Origin of the sequence: Micromonospora sp. NBC_01740 (genome assembly GCF_035920365.1) — a bacterium.
Classification (GTDB): domain Bacteria; phylum Actinomycetota; class Actinomycetes; order Mycobacteriales; family Micromonosporaceae; genus Micromonospora; species Micromonospora reichwaldensis.
Map to the genome: position 1 here is coordinate 1,107,785 of NZ_CP109150.1, position 15,672 is coordinate 1,123,456.

At 76.5% G+C, this 15,672-nt stretch carries 10 protein-coding genes; 4 read left to right on the forward strand and 6 right to left on the reverse strand.

The features are described from left to right. Window positions 1-20: 20 nt before the first annotated feature. The 4 genes from OG989_RS05315 to dacB all read right to left on the reverse strand — a co-directional run bounded on the left by OG989_RS05315 (window position 21) and on the right by dacB (window position 5,720). Window positions 21-1,661, reverse strand: a complete 1,641-nt coding sequence (locus tag OG989_RS05315) for a gamma-glutamyltransferase family protein (protein WP_327029845.1) — start codon at window positions 1,659-1,661, stop codon at window positions 21-23. Between the two features lie 103 nt (window positions 1,662-1,764). After that, window positions 1,765-2,757: a tRNA lysidine(34) synthetase TilS gene (tilS, locus tag OG989_RS05320; protein WP_327029846.1), complete on the reverse strand. Its 993-nt coding sequence runs from the start codon at window positions 2,755-2,757 to the stop codon at window positions 1,765-1,767. A gap of 10 nt (window positions 2,758-2,767) precedes the next feature. Next, window positions 2,768-3,838 carry a zinc-dependent metalloprotease gene (locus tag OG989_RS05325; protein WP_151457677.1) on the reverse strand — a complete coding sequence of 357 codons (1,071 nt, stop codon included), beginning with the start codon at window positions 3,836-3,838 and terminating at the stop codon, window positions 2,768-2,770. 184 nt (window positions 3,839-4,022) lie between these two features. Next, on the reverse strand, window positions 4,023-5,720 hold the full coding sequence (dacB, locus tag OG989_RS05330; RefSeq protein WP_327029847.1) for a D-alanyl-D-alanine carboxypeptidase/D-alanyl-D-alanine endopeptidase: 1,698 nt from the start codon (window positions 5,718-5,720) through the stop codon (window positions 4,023-4,025). Window positions 5,721-6,071: 351 nt separating this feature from the next. Here dacB and OG989_RS05335 point away from each other — a divergent pair, with 351 nt between their 5' ends. Further along, window positions 6,072-6,578 carry an inorganic diphosphatase gene (locus tag OG989_RS05335; RefSeq protein ID WP_151455811.1) on the forward strand — a complete coding sequence of 169 codons (507 nt, stop codon included), beginning with the start codon at window positions 6,072-6,074 and terminating at the stop codon, window positions 6,576-6,578. Window positions 6,579-6,612: 34 nt separating this feature from the next. On the opposite strand, the gene eccD is transcribed toward OG989_RS05335, so the two are convergent. Next, a complete protein-coding gene (eccD, locus tag OG989_RS05340) occupies window positions 6,613-8,013 on the reverse strand; it encodes a type VII secretion integral membrane protein EccD (RefSeq protein ID WP_327029848.1) in 1,401 nt (466 codons plus the stop codon). 101 nt (window positions 8,014-8,114) lie between these two features. On the opposite strand from eccD, the gene eccCa reads away from it, so the two are divergent. From eccCa to OG989_RS05355, 3 genes are all read left to right on the forward strand, one after another. After that, window positions 8,115-12,083 carry a type VII secretion protein EccCa gene (gene eccCa, locus OG989_RS05345; protein ID WP_327029849.1) on the forward strand — a complete coding sequence of 1,323 codons (3,969 nt, stop codon included), beginning with the start codon at window positions 8,115-8,117 and terminating at the stop codon, window positions 12,081-12,083. Window positions 12,084-12,169: 86 nt separating this feature from the next. After that, the gene (gene mycP, locus OG989_RS05350; RefSeq protein ID WP_442791910.1) at window positions 12,170-13,564 is read left to right on the forward strand and encodes a type VII secretion-associated serine protease mycosin; all 1,395 of its coding nucleotides are present in this window, start codon (window positions 12,170-12,172) and stop codon (window positions 13,562-13,564) included. 124 nt (window positions 13,565-13,688) lie between these two features. Further along, window positions 13,689-14,462: a phosphatase PAP2 family protein gene (locus tag OG989_RS05355; RefSeq protein WP_327029850.1), complete on the forward strand. Its 774-nt coding sequence runs from the start codon at window positions 13,689-13,691 to the stop codon at window positions 14,460-14,462. A 4-nt stretch (window positions 14,463-14,466) separates the two neighbouring features. Here OG989_RS05355 and OG989_RS05360 read toward each other — a convergent pair whose 3' ends face one another. Beyond that, window positions 14,467-15,645 (reverse strand): MarP family serine protease, encoded by a 1,179-nt coding sequence (locus OG989_RS05360; RefSeq protein WP_151455806.1) that lies wholly within the window; start codon window positions 15,643-15,645, stop codon window positions 14,467-14,469. Between the last annotated feature and the right edge of the window lie 27 nt (window positions 15,646-15,672).

Sequence of the window (15,672 nt, forward strand, 5' to 3'; positions counted from 1 at the left end):
CGGCACGCCCGGGGCTCCGGTCACCAGCCGAGCATCCCCCCGCCCACCCGGGGCTCCGAGCCGACGACGTAGCCGCCGTCCGGCAGTCGCCAGATCGCCTGCCCGTGCCCGAAGACCCCCGGCTCCTCCGCGACGGCGATCTCGTGCCCCCGGGCCCGCAGCTCGTCGACCGCGGCCCGCCCCTCGGCAGTGGCGACCAGCTCCGACTCGACCAGCACCGACCGGCCGGCGTGCCAGTACCAGCGCGGTGCGTCCAGCGCCGCCTGCGGGTCGAGCCCGCCGTCCAGGGTCGCCGAGACGAGCTGCACGTGCCCCTGCGGCTGCATGTGCCCGCCCATCACCCCGAACGGGCCCACCGGCCGCCCATCGCGGGTGAGGAAGCCGGGGATGATCGTGTGGTAGGGCCGCTTCGCCGGCCCCACCACGTTGGGGTGGGCGGGGTCGAGGCGGAACCCGAGCCCCCGGTTCTGCAGGGCGAAGCCGTGCCCGGGCAGCACCACGCGGGAGCCGAACGCCAGGTAGGTCGACTGGATCAGGCTGACCATCATGCCGCCGGCGTCGGCGGTGCAGAGATAGACCGTGCCGCCGCGCTCCGGGTCGCCGGCCGTCGGCTCCCCCGCCCGCTCGCTGATCAGCGCGCGGCGGGCCGCCGCGTACGCCGGCGAGAGCAGCGCCTCCGTCGGCACCGGCACCCGCTCCGGGTCGGCGACGTGGGCGTGCGCGTCGGCGAAGCCGAGCTTCATCGCCTCGATCTGCCGGTGCAGCCGCTCGGCGAGCGACAGCCCGGCGAGGTCGGCCCCGTCGAGGATGTGCAGCGCCAGCAGCGCCGCCAGGCCCTGCCCGTTGGGCGGCAACTCCCAGACCTCGTGGCCCCGGTAGCGGGCGGACACCGGGGTCACCCACGTCGAGGCGTGCCGGGCCAGGTCGTCGCCGGTGATCAGGCCGCCGGTGCGGGCCGCGTGCGCGGCCAGCGCCTCCGCGATCCCGCCCCGGTAGAAGTCCTCCGCCCCGGTGTCGGCGATCAGCCGCAGGGTCCGCGCCGCGTCCGGGTTGCGCCAGCGCTCCCCGGCCCGGGGCGCCCGGCCGCCGGGCGCGAACACGCGGTCGAACTCGGCGAACTCCGCGCCGGTCGGGCCGGGTGCGGCGAGCGCACGTGACCAGATCCCCGACACGCCGGGGGAGACCGGATGACCGTGCTCGGCGTAGCCGATCGCGTCGGCGAAGAGATCCGCGAAGGGCAGCGAGCCGAACCGGTCGTGCAGGTCGCGCCAACCGGCCGGGGCGCCGGGGACGGTCACCGGCAGCCAGCCCCGGGCGGGCATCGCCGGCCCGGCCCGCTGCGCGCCGCCCAGGGCGTCGACCGGGGCCGCGCCGGACCCCCCGGTCGCGGCGAGCACCAGCTCGCGGGTCAGGGCCGCCGGGGACCGGCCGGAGGCGTTGAGGCCGTGCAGCCGCTCGCCGTCCCAGACGATCGCGAACAGGTCACCGCCGATGTCGTTGGACGGGGGCTGCACCACGGTCAGGGTGATCGCGGTGGCGAGGGCCGCGTCGACGGCGTTGCCGCCGCGTCGCAGCACGGCCAGGCCGGCCGCCGCGGCCAGCGGCTGGCTCGTCGCCACCGCGCCGTGCGGCGCGAAGAGCGGCTGTCGGGGGTACGCCATGCGCCATGTCTACCGCCTCCCGGCGGATCCCGCGGCCCCGGAACCGGGCCCCGGGCCGACGGACCGGCGCCCGGGCCACGGGGTCACCGTCCGGCGGAGCGGATCAGCGGGAGCCGATGGCGGCGAGCCGGCCGTCGCGGCGCAGCACCCGCAGCCCGCCCGGCAGGTGCGCCGCCCCCTGCCCCCGCCAGCCGGTCACCAGCGTGTCCAGCGCGGTCACGTGCCGGTGCGACAGGGCGGCGGGCGAGGCGCCCAACTCCCGGGCCCAGGCGTGCAGCACCCGGCCGCGTACCGCCGGCGGGAGCTCGGCCAGCGCCCGCACCGCGAGCCCGCCGTCGGGATGGCGGACGTCGGCCAGCGCGGCGTCGGCCAGCTCGTCGAGGACGGCGTTGTCCGCCGCCACCAGCCGGGCGGTCCGGGCCAGGTTGTCCAGCACCCCCGGCCCGAGCGCGCGGACCAGGGCGGGCAGCAGGTCGGCCCGGACCCGGGCCCGGGCGTACGACGGGTCGGCGTTGTGCGGGTCCTCCCAGGGGTTCAGCCCGAGCACCGCGCACGCCGTGCGGGTCTGCTCCCGGCCGACCTCCAGCAGCGGGCGCAGCAGCGGCACCCCGTCGAGGTCCCGTCGGGCGGGCATCCCGGCCAGCCCGCGCGGGCCGGCGCCCCGGGCGAGCGCGAGCAGCACGGTCTCCGCCTGGTCGTCGCGGGTGTGCCCGGTGAGCAGGGCCGTCGCCCCGAGCCGGCCGGCCACCTCGGCGAGCGCCAGGTAGCGCGCCTCCCGGGCGGCCGCCTCGGGCCCGCCCGGGCGCCCGGCCACCTCCACCCGCACCGACTCGACCGGGGCCAGGCCGACCTCGCGGGCCCAGGTCACCACCGCCGCGGCCCGCCGCGCCGAGCCCTCCTGGAGGCCGTGGTCGACCGTCACCAGGCCGGCGGCGCGACCCAGCCGAGGCGCCACGAACGCGGTGGCGGCGGCCAGCGCGAGCGAGTCCGCGCCGCCCGAGCAGGCGACCAGCACCGGCCCTCTGGGCGGCAGGTCGGCCAGCGCCCGGCGGACCGCGACCCGGATCGCGGCCACCGGCGGGGCGAGCGCGGCCACGGGCGTACGGTCAGCCGGCGGTCGGGGCCGGGCCGACCGGCCCGTGCACCCGCGCCACCCAGGCGTCCGGGTCTCCCAGCTCCTCCAGCCGGGGCAGGGTGAGCGGCGAGTCGAAGATCTTGTTGAAGCCCGCCATGCCTACCCGGTCCACGACGCCGTGCACGAACTTGCGGCCCTCGGCGTACTGACGCATCTTGACCTCGATGCCGAGCAGCCGGCGGATGGCCTTCTCCAGCGGGTTGCCGGCCTCCCGGCGCCGGTTGAACGCCGCCCGGATCCGATCCACGCTCGGGACGACCTGCGGGCCGACGCCGTCCATGACGAACTCGGCGTGCCCCTCCAGCAGGGTCATCAGCGCGGTGAGCCGGTCCAGCACGGCCCGCTGCCCCGGGGTCTGGACGATGTCCAGCACGCTGGTGCGGCTCTCCGGGTCCTTCACCGCGTCCGAGAGCGTGGCGACGCCCCGGCGCAGCCGCTCCAGCAGGTGCTCGCCGCCGCTGGACGACGCGTCCACGAAGGCCTGCACCTCGCTGAGGAAGTACGCCCGCATCCACGGCACGGCGGTGAACTGGGTGCGGTGGGTCACCTCGTGCAGGCAGACCCAGAGCCGGAAGTCGCGCGGGTCGGCCCCGAGCTTGCGCTCCACCTCGACGATGTTCGGCGCGACCAGCAGCAACTGCCCCGGGTCGGCGGAGAAGACCTCGTACTGGCCGAGGACCCGGCCGGAGAGGTAGGCCAGCACGGTGCCGGCCTGCACGCCGGTGACCCGGGAGCCGATCGCCTCTGTCAGCGCGCTTGGCTGCTTGTCCTTGGTGAGCCGGCCGACCAGGGGGGTGATCACCTCGCGCAGCCCGGCGATGTTGGTCGCCGCCCAGTCCCGCCGGTCCACCACCCGCACGGGCGGGTGCGACACCTGCGAGCGGAGACCCGTGTAGTCCGCGACGTGCCCCGCCGCCTCGTCGGTCAACCGCCGCAGGTCACTGACCACGTCGGTGGCCTCGGTGTACGAAACCCGGGGGCCCGACTTGCTCAGCGCCCCCGCGGTCGCGGCGGCCAGATCCCAGTCCACGAACTGCGCCATGCACCCCACCGTACCCGCGCCGCGACACCCCGGCCCGGGCTCGCGCCCGGCGAGCGACGCCCGTCCCGCCCGACGCGGTCCCCGTCCGGCCCCGGCACTACGTGACGCCGATCCCGCCCAGGCCCGGCGCACGTCGCCGGTCCCGTCCAGGCCGGCGTGCGGCACCCGTCCCGCCCGGCGGCGGTCAGCGGCAGCCGCAGCCGGCCAGGGCGGCGCCGATCTGGTCCAGCGCCCCCCGGGCGGCCGTCAGCCCGTCGGGGGGCACCGCGTCGGTGAGCACGGCGAAGGTGAGCAGCCGACCGTCGGCAGTGCTGACCAGGCCGGCGACGGCGTGCACCTTGGTCAAGGTACCGGTCTTGGCCCGGACCACCCCGGCGCCGGCCTTCGTCGCCGCCGTCTCGTAGCGGTCGGCGAGGGTGCCGGACCAGTCGGCGACGGGCAGGCCGCCGAAGATCGCGGCCAGCTCGGGGCGGCTGCCGTCGCCGGCGAGCGCGATCAGGTCGGTAAGCAGCGAGGGGCTGATCCGGTTGCTGCGCGACAGGCCACTACCGTCGGCGAGGGTGAGTTCGTCGGCCGGCAGGCCGAGCTCCCCGGCCACGGCGTCCATCGCCGCCCCGGCGCCGGCGAACGAGGCCGGCTGGTTGCGGGCCAACGCGACCTGCCGGGCCAGCGCCTCGGCGACGATGTTGTCGCTGTCGCTGATCATGATGTCGACCAGCCGGACCATCGGCAGCGACTCCACCCTGCCCAGCTCCGCGCCGGGCCCCGGGGCGGCCGCGGGGGTGGTGCCCGCGTCGGCAGCGGGGGTGGAGCCGGCGGGGGCGGTGCCGCGGGCAACCGCACCGGCCGGCACGCCGAGCAGCCTGGCGAAGGCCCTGCCGGCCGCGAGGTCGGGCTGGGACACCCGCTCGGCCCAGTGGTTGCCGGCCGCCTCGTCCTTCTTCGCGCGGGTCACGTCGCTGCGGGCCCCGTCGGTCATCAGCGCCGAGATCGCCCCGCCGTAGCCGCCGGTGGGGATGTCGTCGTCCCAGCCCGGCTCGAAGAGCGGACCGGAGTAGAGCGACGAGTCGACCGTCACCTTCGTCGGCTTCGTGCCGGCGAGGGCGTCCCGCACCTGGTTGGCGAGGTCGTCCAGGCGAGCCGCGCCCGGGTAGAAGCCGTTCTTGTCGACCGCCAGCGTGGGGTCCCCGCCGCCGACGATCACCACCTCGCCCGGGGACGCGCCGGCCACCGCCCGGGTCGGGATGCGGTACGCCGGACCACGCGCGGCGAGCACCGTGACCCCGGTGACCAGCTTGGTCACCGAGGCGGGCACCGTGCCGTCGTCCTCGCCCCGGCCGAAGAGCGGCTGGCCGGTGGTCACGTCGGCCACCGAGACGTGGACCCGGTCGCCGAGGGCGGGCACGCCGACGAGGGGGGCGAGCGCGGCGCGTACACCCTCGGGGGTGGGCATCGGGGCGTTCGCGTCCGCGCCGGCCAGCACCGCCACGGGCGCCGGTTCCGCCGCCGTCTCGGCGGCCCCCCGCTCGGCGGGCTCGGTGCCCAGCCAGTCCGCCACCGGTCCCGGACGGACCACGGCGATCCCGACGGCGGCCAGCACCAGCACGAGCACCGCAGCCAGCACGACGGGCAGGGTCCGGCGGCGGCGAGAGGCCGGCGCGGGCGACACGGCGGGGCCGTCCGGGCCGCCGGGGCCGGATGGACCGCCGGGGCCGGATGGACCGCTGGCGGGTCGGTTCGCGGCGGCGGCCCAGAGGTCGGTCGAGCCCGACGAGGCATCCGGACCGGCCGCGCCGGTCGGGCCCGTTGCGCCGGGCTGGCCGCCCGGGGCGCCCGGACCGGCCGAGGCACCGGGACCCGTCGGACCGTCAGGACCGGTCATGGCGTCGGCACCGGCCGGGGCGTCGTTGCCCGGGGACGGGACCCGCGTCAGGGCAGGGTCGCCCGGGGACGCGGGCGGGTGGGGAAGATAGGCGTCGGGCACCGGGAACCGCCCGGTCGCCTCGCCGGAAGCAGATCCCCCGGTACCCCGTCCAGCGTCGGCATCCGGACGGTAGTGTGAATCTTCCCTCCCCACGGCCCCCTCCTCGCCCCGTGAAAATCTGCTTGGGTGACACTACTTCGGTCCGAACACTATGCGGCGGCCGGAGCCCGCGGGTGGGCATTCACCCGTGCGGGAGCGGCGTGCCGCTGGTTTCCGTTGGCCAGCGTGGGCAAACGAGGGAGCGTGCAGATGGATTTCGACGTGACGGTTGAGATCCCCAAGGGTCACCGCAACAAGTACGAGGTCGACCACGCGACCGGCCGGATCCGGCTGGACCGTACCCTCTTCACCTCCACGCAGTACCCGGCCGACTACGGCTTCATCGAGGGGACACTGGGCGAGGACGGCGACCCGCTGGACGCGCTCGTGCTGGTCCCCGAGCCCACCTTCCCGGGCTGCCTGATCCGGTGCCGCACCATCGGCATGTTCCGGATGACGGACGAGAAGGGCGGCGACGACAAGGTCCTCTGCGTGCCCTACGAGGACCCGCGCCAGGAGCACCTGCGCGACATCCACCACCTCGGCGAGTTCGACCGGCTGGAGATCCAGCACTTCTTCGAGGTCTACAAGGACCTGGAGCCCGGCAAGTCGGTCGAGGGCGCCACGTGGGTGGGGCGGATCGAGGCCGAGGCGGAGATCGTGGCGTCGTACCAGCGCGCCCGGGACGCCGAGGCGCGCGGCGAGTCCACGCACTGACCCGGCACAGACCACCGACGGGCCCGGGGGCCGCTCAGCCGAGCAGCCCCCGGGCCCGTTCGTACAGGTCGAGCACCGCGCAGGCGACGGGCACCACCGACACCACCAGGGCGGTGTCGGCCAGGTCCGCGATCCGGCCGACGTACGGGGAGACCGGGCGGCGGGCGTACGTGGTGCCGGCGACCACCGCCACCAGGGCCAGCGCCAGCCCGCCGACGACCAGCGTGAGGCGGCCGGTCGGGCCGGAGCGCCCGACGAGCACGGCGCCCAGCACGGCGTACCCGGCGAGGCCGGCGACGACGGTCGGCACCCGATGGCGCAGGGACACGAACAGCCGGGAGCGGAGCAACAGCACGGCCGCGGCCACCGCCACCAGCAGCCGGCCGGCCGTCCCGCCGGAGAGGCCCAGCACCACCGCGGCGGCGACCGCCAGCACGGCGTGCCCGAGCAGCATCCCGGTGAGCATCTCCTCGGTGCGGGCCACCGCCGCGTAGACCCGGTCCCGGTCCGGCAGGTCGCGGACCCGGTCGGCGTCGCCCGGCTCGCCGGTGGGCAGGGTGATCGGGGGCAGCGGCACCTTCCCGAGCCGGATGGCCAGCAGCGGCACCGCCCCCACGGCGAAGACCAGCACGCAGAGCAGAATCGCCGCCGTGCCGGCCGGGCTGAGCAGCAGTCCGCCGAGGGCCGCCAGCGCGCCCACGAACCCGGCGGTGGCGCCCGCCACGAAGACCCGCAGCCGGGTGGCGACGCCGACCAGCCCGAGCACCGACACCAGCAGCAGCGCCACCGACCCGGCGAGCAGCTCGGGCGCGCCGACCCAGCGCAGCCCCGGGACCGGCCCGACCGGATCGCCGGAGCTGACCGCCAGGGCGCCCGCCGCCGCCGCGTACGGCAGGGCGTAGCCGCCCAGGGTCGCGCCGGCGGCCCCGTCCGCGTGGGCGCGGGACGCCACCACCCCGGCGAGGGTGAGCAGGAGCGCCACCACGGCGGCGGCCGGCCAGGCCGACCCGTACGCCGGACCGCCGGCCGTCACGGCGAGCAGCCCGACGGCCAGCGGCACGGCGGCCCCGGCGAGGGCGGCGGCCCGGGTGGCGGCGGGTGACCACGCCCCGCCGCGCCGCCGGGCGCCGTCGGCGATCGCCTCGACCACGTCGTCGTACTCCAGCTCGGGCCACTGCGCGCGGGCCGGCACGAGGTGCAGCACCTCGCCGTCGCGGACCCCCTGCGGCAGCAGGGCCTGGGCGGTGGTCAGCACCGCGCCGTCGGTGCGCCGCAGCACCCAGCCGCCGTGCCGCTCGCCGTCGTCGGCGAGCCCCTCGCCGGCGTGCCGCAGCACCTCGGGCAGCAGCTCGGCCAGGGGCACCTGCTCGGGCAGTGCGACGTCGACCCGCCGCTGGGGGGCGCTGATGGTGACCCGGGCCAGCCCGATCGTCATCGACTGATCTCCATGTTCGGCGGGATTGGTGGCTGCGCGGACGACAGGACTTTACCTACCATGAGCCAGGCTCGGGTTACCGAGCGCTGTCAGGAGGTCGAGTGTCCACTGTCGTCATCAAGCGGCCGCCCCGCCGACCGGCGCCGGAGATCCCGGTGGGTGAGCTGCCGGTGGACGCGCCGCCGGAGATCCCCGCCGTGGCCGGCGGGCGCTGGCAGCAGCTGCTCATGGTGCTGCCCATGCTCGGCGGCACCGTGGCGATGGCGATGATGTTCGGCCGCGGCGGGGGCGCCTACTCGTACGTGGTCGGCGGGATGTTCGGGCTCTCCTCGCTGGCCATGCTGGTGACCTCGTGGGGCAGCGCCTCCGGCACACCGAAGAAGTCGGAGATGATGGCCGCCCGGCGGGACTACCTGCGGCACCTGACCGTGCTGCGGCGCCGGGTCCGGCAGACCGCCGGGCAGCAGCGTGCCGGGCTCTACTACCGGCACCCGGATCCCGGCCGGCTCTGGTCGACCGTCGACAGCCACCGGGTCTGGGAACGCCGCCCCACCGACCCCGACTTCGGGGTGGTCCGGGTCGCCGTCGGCCCGCAGACCCTCGCCACCCCGCTGGTCCCCCCGGTCACCCGCCCGCTGGAGGAGCTGGAACCGATGACCGCCGGCTCGCTGCGCCGGTTCCTGGACGCGTACTCCGTGGTGCCGGACCTGCCGGTGGCGCTCTCCCTGCGCAGCTTCGCCCGCGTCTTCGTACGGGCCGCCGGCCCGGCCGACGACGGCGACGGACCCGCCGCCCAGGCCCTGGCCCGGGCGATGCTCGCCCAGCTCGCGGTCTTCCACGCCCCGGACGAGCTGCTCGTCGCCGTCTGCGCCGGGCCGGAACGGCGGGCCGCCTGGGAGTGGGTCAAGTGGCTGCCGCACGCCCACCACCCCACCCGCACCGACGCGCTCGGCCCGGTCCGGCTGGTCACCAGCGCGGGGGTCGAGCTGGAGGGGCTGCTGGACGAGGTGCTGGCCAGCCGGTCCCGGTTCAGCCCCGCCGGCCCGGCCACCGACGGCCCGCACGTGGTGGTGGTGCTCGACGGGGGCGACCTGACCGGCGCCACCGACCTGACCGGCGACGGCGGCATCGACGCGGTCACGATCATCGACCTGGACACCCCGCCGCCGCGCCTGCTGGACCGGTTCGCGCTGCTGCTGGAGCTGCGCGGGGGTCGGCTGCACTCCCACTCCGCCGACGGGCACGCCGAGGTCGGTACGGCGGACCGGCTGGACCTCGTCGACGCGGAGGCCGTCGCCCGACGGCTGGCCCCGCTGCGGCTGGCCACGGCGGCACGCGGCCCGGACGCCCCGCCGGGCGCGGAGCTGGGCCTGCCCGAGCTGCTCGGTCTCGGCGACCCGGAGAGCTTCACCGCCGAGCAGGGGTGGGCGCCCCGGTCCGCCCGGGAGCGGCTGCGGGTGCCGATCGGGGTGGGCACCGACGGCGGCGCCATCGAGCTGGACCTCAAGGAGTCGGCGCAGGACGGGATGGGGCCGCACGGCCTGCTGATCGGGGCGACCGGCTCCGGCAAGTCCGAGCTGCTGCGCACGCTGGTGCTCGGGCTGGCCGCCACGCACAGCTCGGAGCAGCTCAACTTCGTACTGATCGACTTCAAGGGCGGCGCGACCTTCGCCTCGTTCGACCGGCTGCCGCACACCGCCGCGGTGATCACCAACCTGGCCGACGCGCTGCCGCTGGTCGACCGGATGGTCGACGCCATCAACGGCGAGCTGGTCCGCCGCCAGGAGCTGCTGCGCCGGGCCGGCAACTTCGCGAGCCTGCGCGACTACGAGCGGGCGCGCGCCGCCGGCACCCCGCTCGCCCCGCTGCCGTCGCTGCTGCTGATCTGCGACGAGTTCTCCGAGCTGCTCTCGGCCAAGCCCGACTTCATCGACCTGTTCGTGCAGATCGGCCGGCTGGGCCGGTCGCTCGGCGTGCACCTGCTGCTGGCGAGCCAGCGGTTGGAGGAGGGGCGGCTGCGCGGACTCGACACCCACCTGTCGTACCGGATCGGGCTGCGGACCTTCTCGGCGCTGGAGTCCCGCACGGTGCTCGGGGTGCCGGACGCGCACGAGCTGCCCCGCTCCCCCGGCCACGGCTACCTGCGCTTCGGCACCGAGCCGCTGGTGCGGTTCAAGGCCGCGTACGTCTCGGGGGCGCTGCGCCGGCGCGGTGCGGCGCCCGGCGCGGGCGGCACCGGGGCCCCGCGCCTGCTCGCCTTCTCCACCCACCTCGTGCCCAAGCCGGAGCCGGTCGGGCCGCCCGCCCTGCCCGCGACGGCCGACGAGGGCGGCACGGAGAGCCTGCTGGAGCTGATGGTCGACCGGCTCGCCGGGCAGGGGCCGCCGGCCCACCAGGTCTGGCTGCCCCCGCTCGGCCGGGCGCCCGCGCTGGACGAGCTGCTCGGGCCGGTCGGCGTGGACCCGGCGCGCGGTCTCACCTTCGGCAACCCGGAGCTGCACGGCGCGCTCCAGGTGCCGGTCGCGGTCGTCGACAGGCCCTTCGAGCAGCGCCGCGACGCGCTCTGGCTGGCGCTGGACGGCGCCGCCGGCCACGTCGCGGTGGTCGGCGGCCCGCAGAGCGGCAAGTCGACCGCGCTGCGCACGCTGATCTGCGCCCTGGCGCTCACCCACACCCCGGCCGAGGTACAGGTCTACTGCCTCGACTTCGGCGGCGGCGGGCTGGCCGCGCTGCGCGACCTGCCGCACGTCGGCGGGGTCACCGGCCGCGCCGACCCGACGGCCGTCCGGCGTACGGTCGGCGAGATCGCGACCCTGCTGGTCGACCGGGAACAGCGCTTCGCCGAGCTGGGCGTGGAGTCGATGGCCGCCTGGCGGCAGCGCCGGGCCGCGCTCGCGGGCACCGGCCAGCCCGGGGCCGACCCGTTCGGCGACGTGTTCCTGGTGGTGGACGGTTGGGCCACGCTGCGCGGCGAGTACGACGACCTGGAGCCCCTCATCACCGACCTGGCCACCCGGGGGCTGTCGTACGGGGTGCACGTGGTGGCGACGGCGGTGCGTTGGCTGGACTTCCGGCCGGCGATCCGGGACCTCTTCGGTTCCCGGCTGGAGCTGCGCCTCGGCGACCCGGCCGACTCGCTGGTGGCCCGCCGGGCGGCGGCGAACGTGCCGGAGAAGACCCCCGGCCGGGGCGTCACGGCGGAGAGCCTGCACTTCCTCACCGCGCTGCCGCAGCTCGCCGCCTCCGGCGGGGACACCACGGATCTGGTCAAGCAGTCCGCCGGGGGCTGGGCCGGCCCGGTCGCGCCCCCGGTGCGGCTGCTCCCGCCGGTGCTCCCGTACGCCGAGCTGGACCTGGCCGCGGCCACCGGACTGCGCATCCCGGTGGGGATCGCCGAGGCGGACCTGCGCCCGGTGGTGCTGGACTTCGGCACCGAGCCGCACTTCGTGGTCTTCGGCGACGCCGAGTGCGGCAAGTCGTCGTTCCTGCGCGCGCTGGCCACCTCGATCATGACCCGGTTCACCCCGGAGCAGGCCCGGGTCATCCTGGTCGACTACCGCCGCAGCCTGGTGGACCTGACCGAATCGGCGTCGCCGCACCTGATCGGCTACGGCTCCGCCGCGGCGCACACCACCGACCTGGTCGAGTCCGCCGCCGGCTACATGGCGGGGCGGGTGCCCGGGCCCGACGTCACGCCCGCGCAGCTGCGGCAGCGGTCGTGGTGGTCCGGGCCGGAACTGTTCGTGCTGGTCGACGACTACGACCTGGTCGCCGGCGGGCCGTCCAACCCGCTGCGCGCCCTGGAGGAGCACCTGCCGCACGCCCGGGACGTCGGGCTGCACCTGGTGCTCGCCCGCCGCTCGGGCGGCGCCGGACGGGCCCAGTACGAGCCGCTCGTGCAGCGCCTGCGGGAGCTCTCCACCTCGGGGCTGGTGATGGCGGGCAGCCCGGAGGAGGGGGCGCTGGTCGGCCCGGTCCGGCCCGGTCCGCTGCCCCCGGGGCGCGGCCGGCTGGTCACCAGGCGCGAGGGCGTACGCCTCGTCCAGTTGGCCCATCTGCCGCCGCCGTGACCGGTGTCCCGGGAACGCCCCGCAAGGCGGCGAGGAACCGGTAATCTCCGATCGTCATGTTTGCGTCGTGATGAATCCCTGAGGATGTGACGACCGTGCGGCACAGCTGTCCGCCAGCGGCTCGGCGGATCGCCGGACGTACGTTGCTCGGTCTGGCGGCCGCCGTCGTGTCGGTCGCGGGTCCGGTCACGGCGGCCGACGCCGCCTCTCCGCAGCCCGCCGCCCGGCCGGTCCTCGACCCGCCGGCCGTCGTCGTCCCGGTGGCGCTCGCGGCGCCCGACAGCAAGAACCGCCCCGACCAGGTCCGCGACGAGCAGTGGCAGCTCGACGTGTTGCAGGCGAAGACCGCGTGGCGCAGCTCGACCGGGCGGGGGGTCACCGTCGCGGTGATCGACTCCGGCGTGGACGCCGCCCATCCCGACCTGGCCGGCCAGGTGCTGCCCGGCCTCGACCTGGTCGCGCCCCGGGGTGCCGCCGGCGACCCCGATCCGGTCGGCCACGGCACCACCGTGGCCGGGCTGATCGCCGGCCGCAACGACGACGCGCGGGGGGCCGTCGGCCTGGCGCCGGACGCCCGGATCCTCCCGGTGCGCGTCCTCGACGCCGAGAACCGCTACGACGACGCCCTGATCGTCGCGAAGGGCGTGCGCTGGGCCGTCGACAACGGCGCCCGCGTGATCAACCTGTCCCTCGGCGGCAGCGGCGACAGCCCCGCCCTGGCGGCGGCGCTCGACTACGCCTTCGCCCGGGACGTCGTCGTGGTCGCCTGCACCGGCAACCTGGGCAACTCGTCCAACGCGAAGGTCTGGTACCCGGCCCGCGAGCCGGGCGTCATCGCGGTCGCCGGGTCGGAGCGCGACAGCGACAACCTCTGGTCGGGTTCGATCACCGGGCGGGCCACCGTGCTCACCGCCCCCGCGACCGGCCTGGTCGGGGCCCGGCCGGGCGGCTACTGGCGGGTGCAGGGCACCAGCTTCGCGGCGCCGCTGGTCGCCGCCACCGCCGCGCTGGTGCGGGCCCGCTACCCGGAGATGTCCGCCGGCGACGTCGTCAACCGGCTGCTCGCCACCGCCCGCGACATCGGCCCCACCGGCCGGGACGACCGTTTCGGGTACGGCATGGTGAACCCGGTCGCCGCGCTGGACGCCGAGGTGAGCCCCGTGGGCCGCAACCCACTGGACGACGAGTCCTCGCCGGGCGTGGTCGGTTTCGGCCCGGCCCCGGGGGCGACGCAGCCCGACGTCGCGGGGGTCGGCGGCGACCCGCGCGGCTTCACGGTGCCGCGCCAGCAGTCCCGGTGGGCGGCGCAGCCGGCGGGCGCGCAGGAGGAGACCACTCCGGAGCAGCTGTGGACCGGGGCCGCGTTCTTCGTCGCCCTGCTGACCGGGGCCGCGTTGATGGTGCGCCGGTTCCGCCAGTGGACCCCGCTGGCCTCGCCCCGGCGCAGCACCGGGACGTGGCGTCGCCCGCCGGCGCCCTGACCGGCCGGCCCGGTCGTCGTCGCCCTCGCGGGAGGAACCGCCGGCGCCCCGACCGGGCAACCGGCCCCGGGTGGACGCCCCGGATCGGGTCTGACCGGGCCGCGTCCCGGGTAGGTGCACGGTCATGAGCCCGTCCGGCCCGCGTACGCTCACCGCCCCGCCGCGCTCCTCGTGGCGGGGCCGCCGCCTGCACCCGGACCACGCCCGGGGTCTGCGGCTGACCCTCGCCGCGGCGGCCGCGTTCCTGGTGGCGGTGCCGTTCACGCTGCTGGCCGTCCTGGTCCTGGGGGACTGGTCCCCGCTGCGCCGGCTGGACACGGCGGTCACCGACACGCTGGTCGGCTACGCCGCCGACCACCCGGCGTGGGTACGCCTGATGACCCTCTGGACCGACGTGTTCGCCCCGATGCCGCTGCGCGTCGGCGCCCTGGTCCTGGTCCTCTGGCTGGTCCGCCGGGGTGCCCGGCAGCTGGCGGTCTGGGTGGCCGTCACCATGACGGTCGGCGGCCTGCTCAGCCCGCTGCTCAAGCTGCTCGTCGGCCGGCCCCGGCCGGACCTGCCGGACCCGGTGGCCGAGGCGCCCGGCCTGGCCTTCCCGTCCGGGCACGCGCTCAACGCCGCCCTCGCGGCCGGGGTGCTGCTGGTGGTGTTCCTCCCGTACGCCCGGCCGGCCGGGCGCCGGGTGGTGTGGACGGCCGCCCTGCTGCTCGCCCTGGTGACCGGGTTCAGCCGGGTGGCCCTCGGCGTGCACTGGACCAGCGACGTGCTGGCCGGCTGGCTGCTCGGCGCGGCCGTGGTGGCCGCGACCGCCGCCGCCCTCACCGTCTGGCGGGCCGACCCGCCGGGCCGCCCGGCGCCGCCCACGGGTCACGGGCCGGCGGCGGGTACGGGGAGCTGACCGGTCAGGTGCACTCGCCGGTGCCGACGGCGCGGGTGCGCTCGGCGCCGGCGAGGGCCACCGGGCGGGCCTCGGCCGCGGTCACCGCGAAGCCGGTGTTCGGATCGTCGGCCACCGCCGCGAAGATCACCCCGAGCACCAGCCCGTTCGACGAGACCAGCGGGCCCCCGGAGTTGCCGCTCTGCACGAGCGCCCGGATCGTGTAGACCTCCCGGGTCACGTTGCCGCCGGAATAGATGTCGGGCCCGGTGATCCGGTTGACGTCCCGGATCCGCGCGGACTGGGCGTTGTACGGCCCGTCGAGCGGGAAGCCCAGCACGATCGCGTCCGCGCCGCTGCCCGCGTTGCCGGCGGCGAACCGCATCGACGGGCCGGGCAGCCCCGGCACGTGCAGGACGGCCAGGTCCCGGTCGGGGTCGTAGACGACCACCTTGCTGTCGTACCGCTCGCCGTTCAGCTCGACGACGGTGGACCGGGTCCCGGCGACGACGTGCGCGTTGGTCATCACCCGGTCGTCGGCGTAGACGAAGCCGGAGCCCTCGATCCGGCGCGAGCAGCTCGGGGCGGAGCCGAGCACCTTGACCACCGAACGCTGGCTGTTGACCACCACCTGCGAGCCGGCGAGCGCCGGATCCGGCGGGGACACCTGACGGGCGCGGGTGGGCGCGAGGTCGCCGAAGACGTCGGGGAAGCCGTTGGTGTCGACGGTGTCCCGCAGCGCCGTGGAGAGCTGCTGCGCCTGGTCGGGCAGGACCCGGTCGACCACCGTGAGCAGCGCACTGTTGCGCACCGACGAGGCCAGCCAGGGCAGCGACGACGAGCCGAGCGGCACCGCGACGAGCCAGGCGACCAGCAGCACGGCGAAGAGCGAGACGAACGCCCCGCCGACGTCGTCGACCCGCTTGGCCACGTCATTGGTGATCGTCTTGCGCAGGTGCGAACCGAGCCAGCCGGCGAGCGCCTGGCCGACCACCGCCAGCCCGAAGATCGCCACCAGGGAGATCAGCACCCGGGTGCCGCTGTCGACGAACTGCTGTGCCAGCAGCGGCCCCAGTTGGAGGCCCACCAACGCGCCCAGGAAGAAGCCGGAGAACGACAGCACCCCGATGACGAAGCCCTGGCGGTATCCGCTGATCGCGAACACGAGCATGAGCAGCAGCAGTACGAGATCCACGGCGGACACGCGTCAAGCGTACGGGCACCGGGCTCG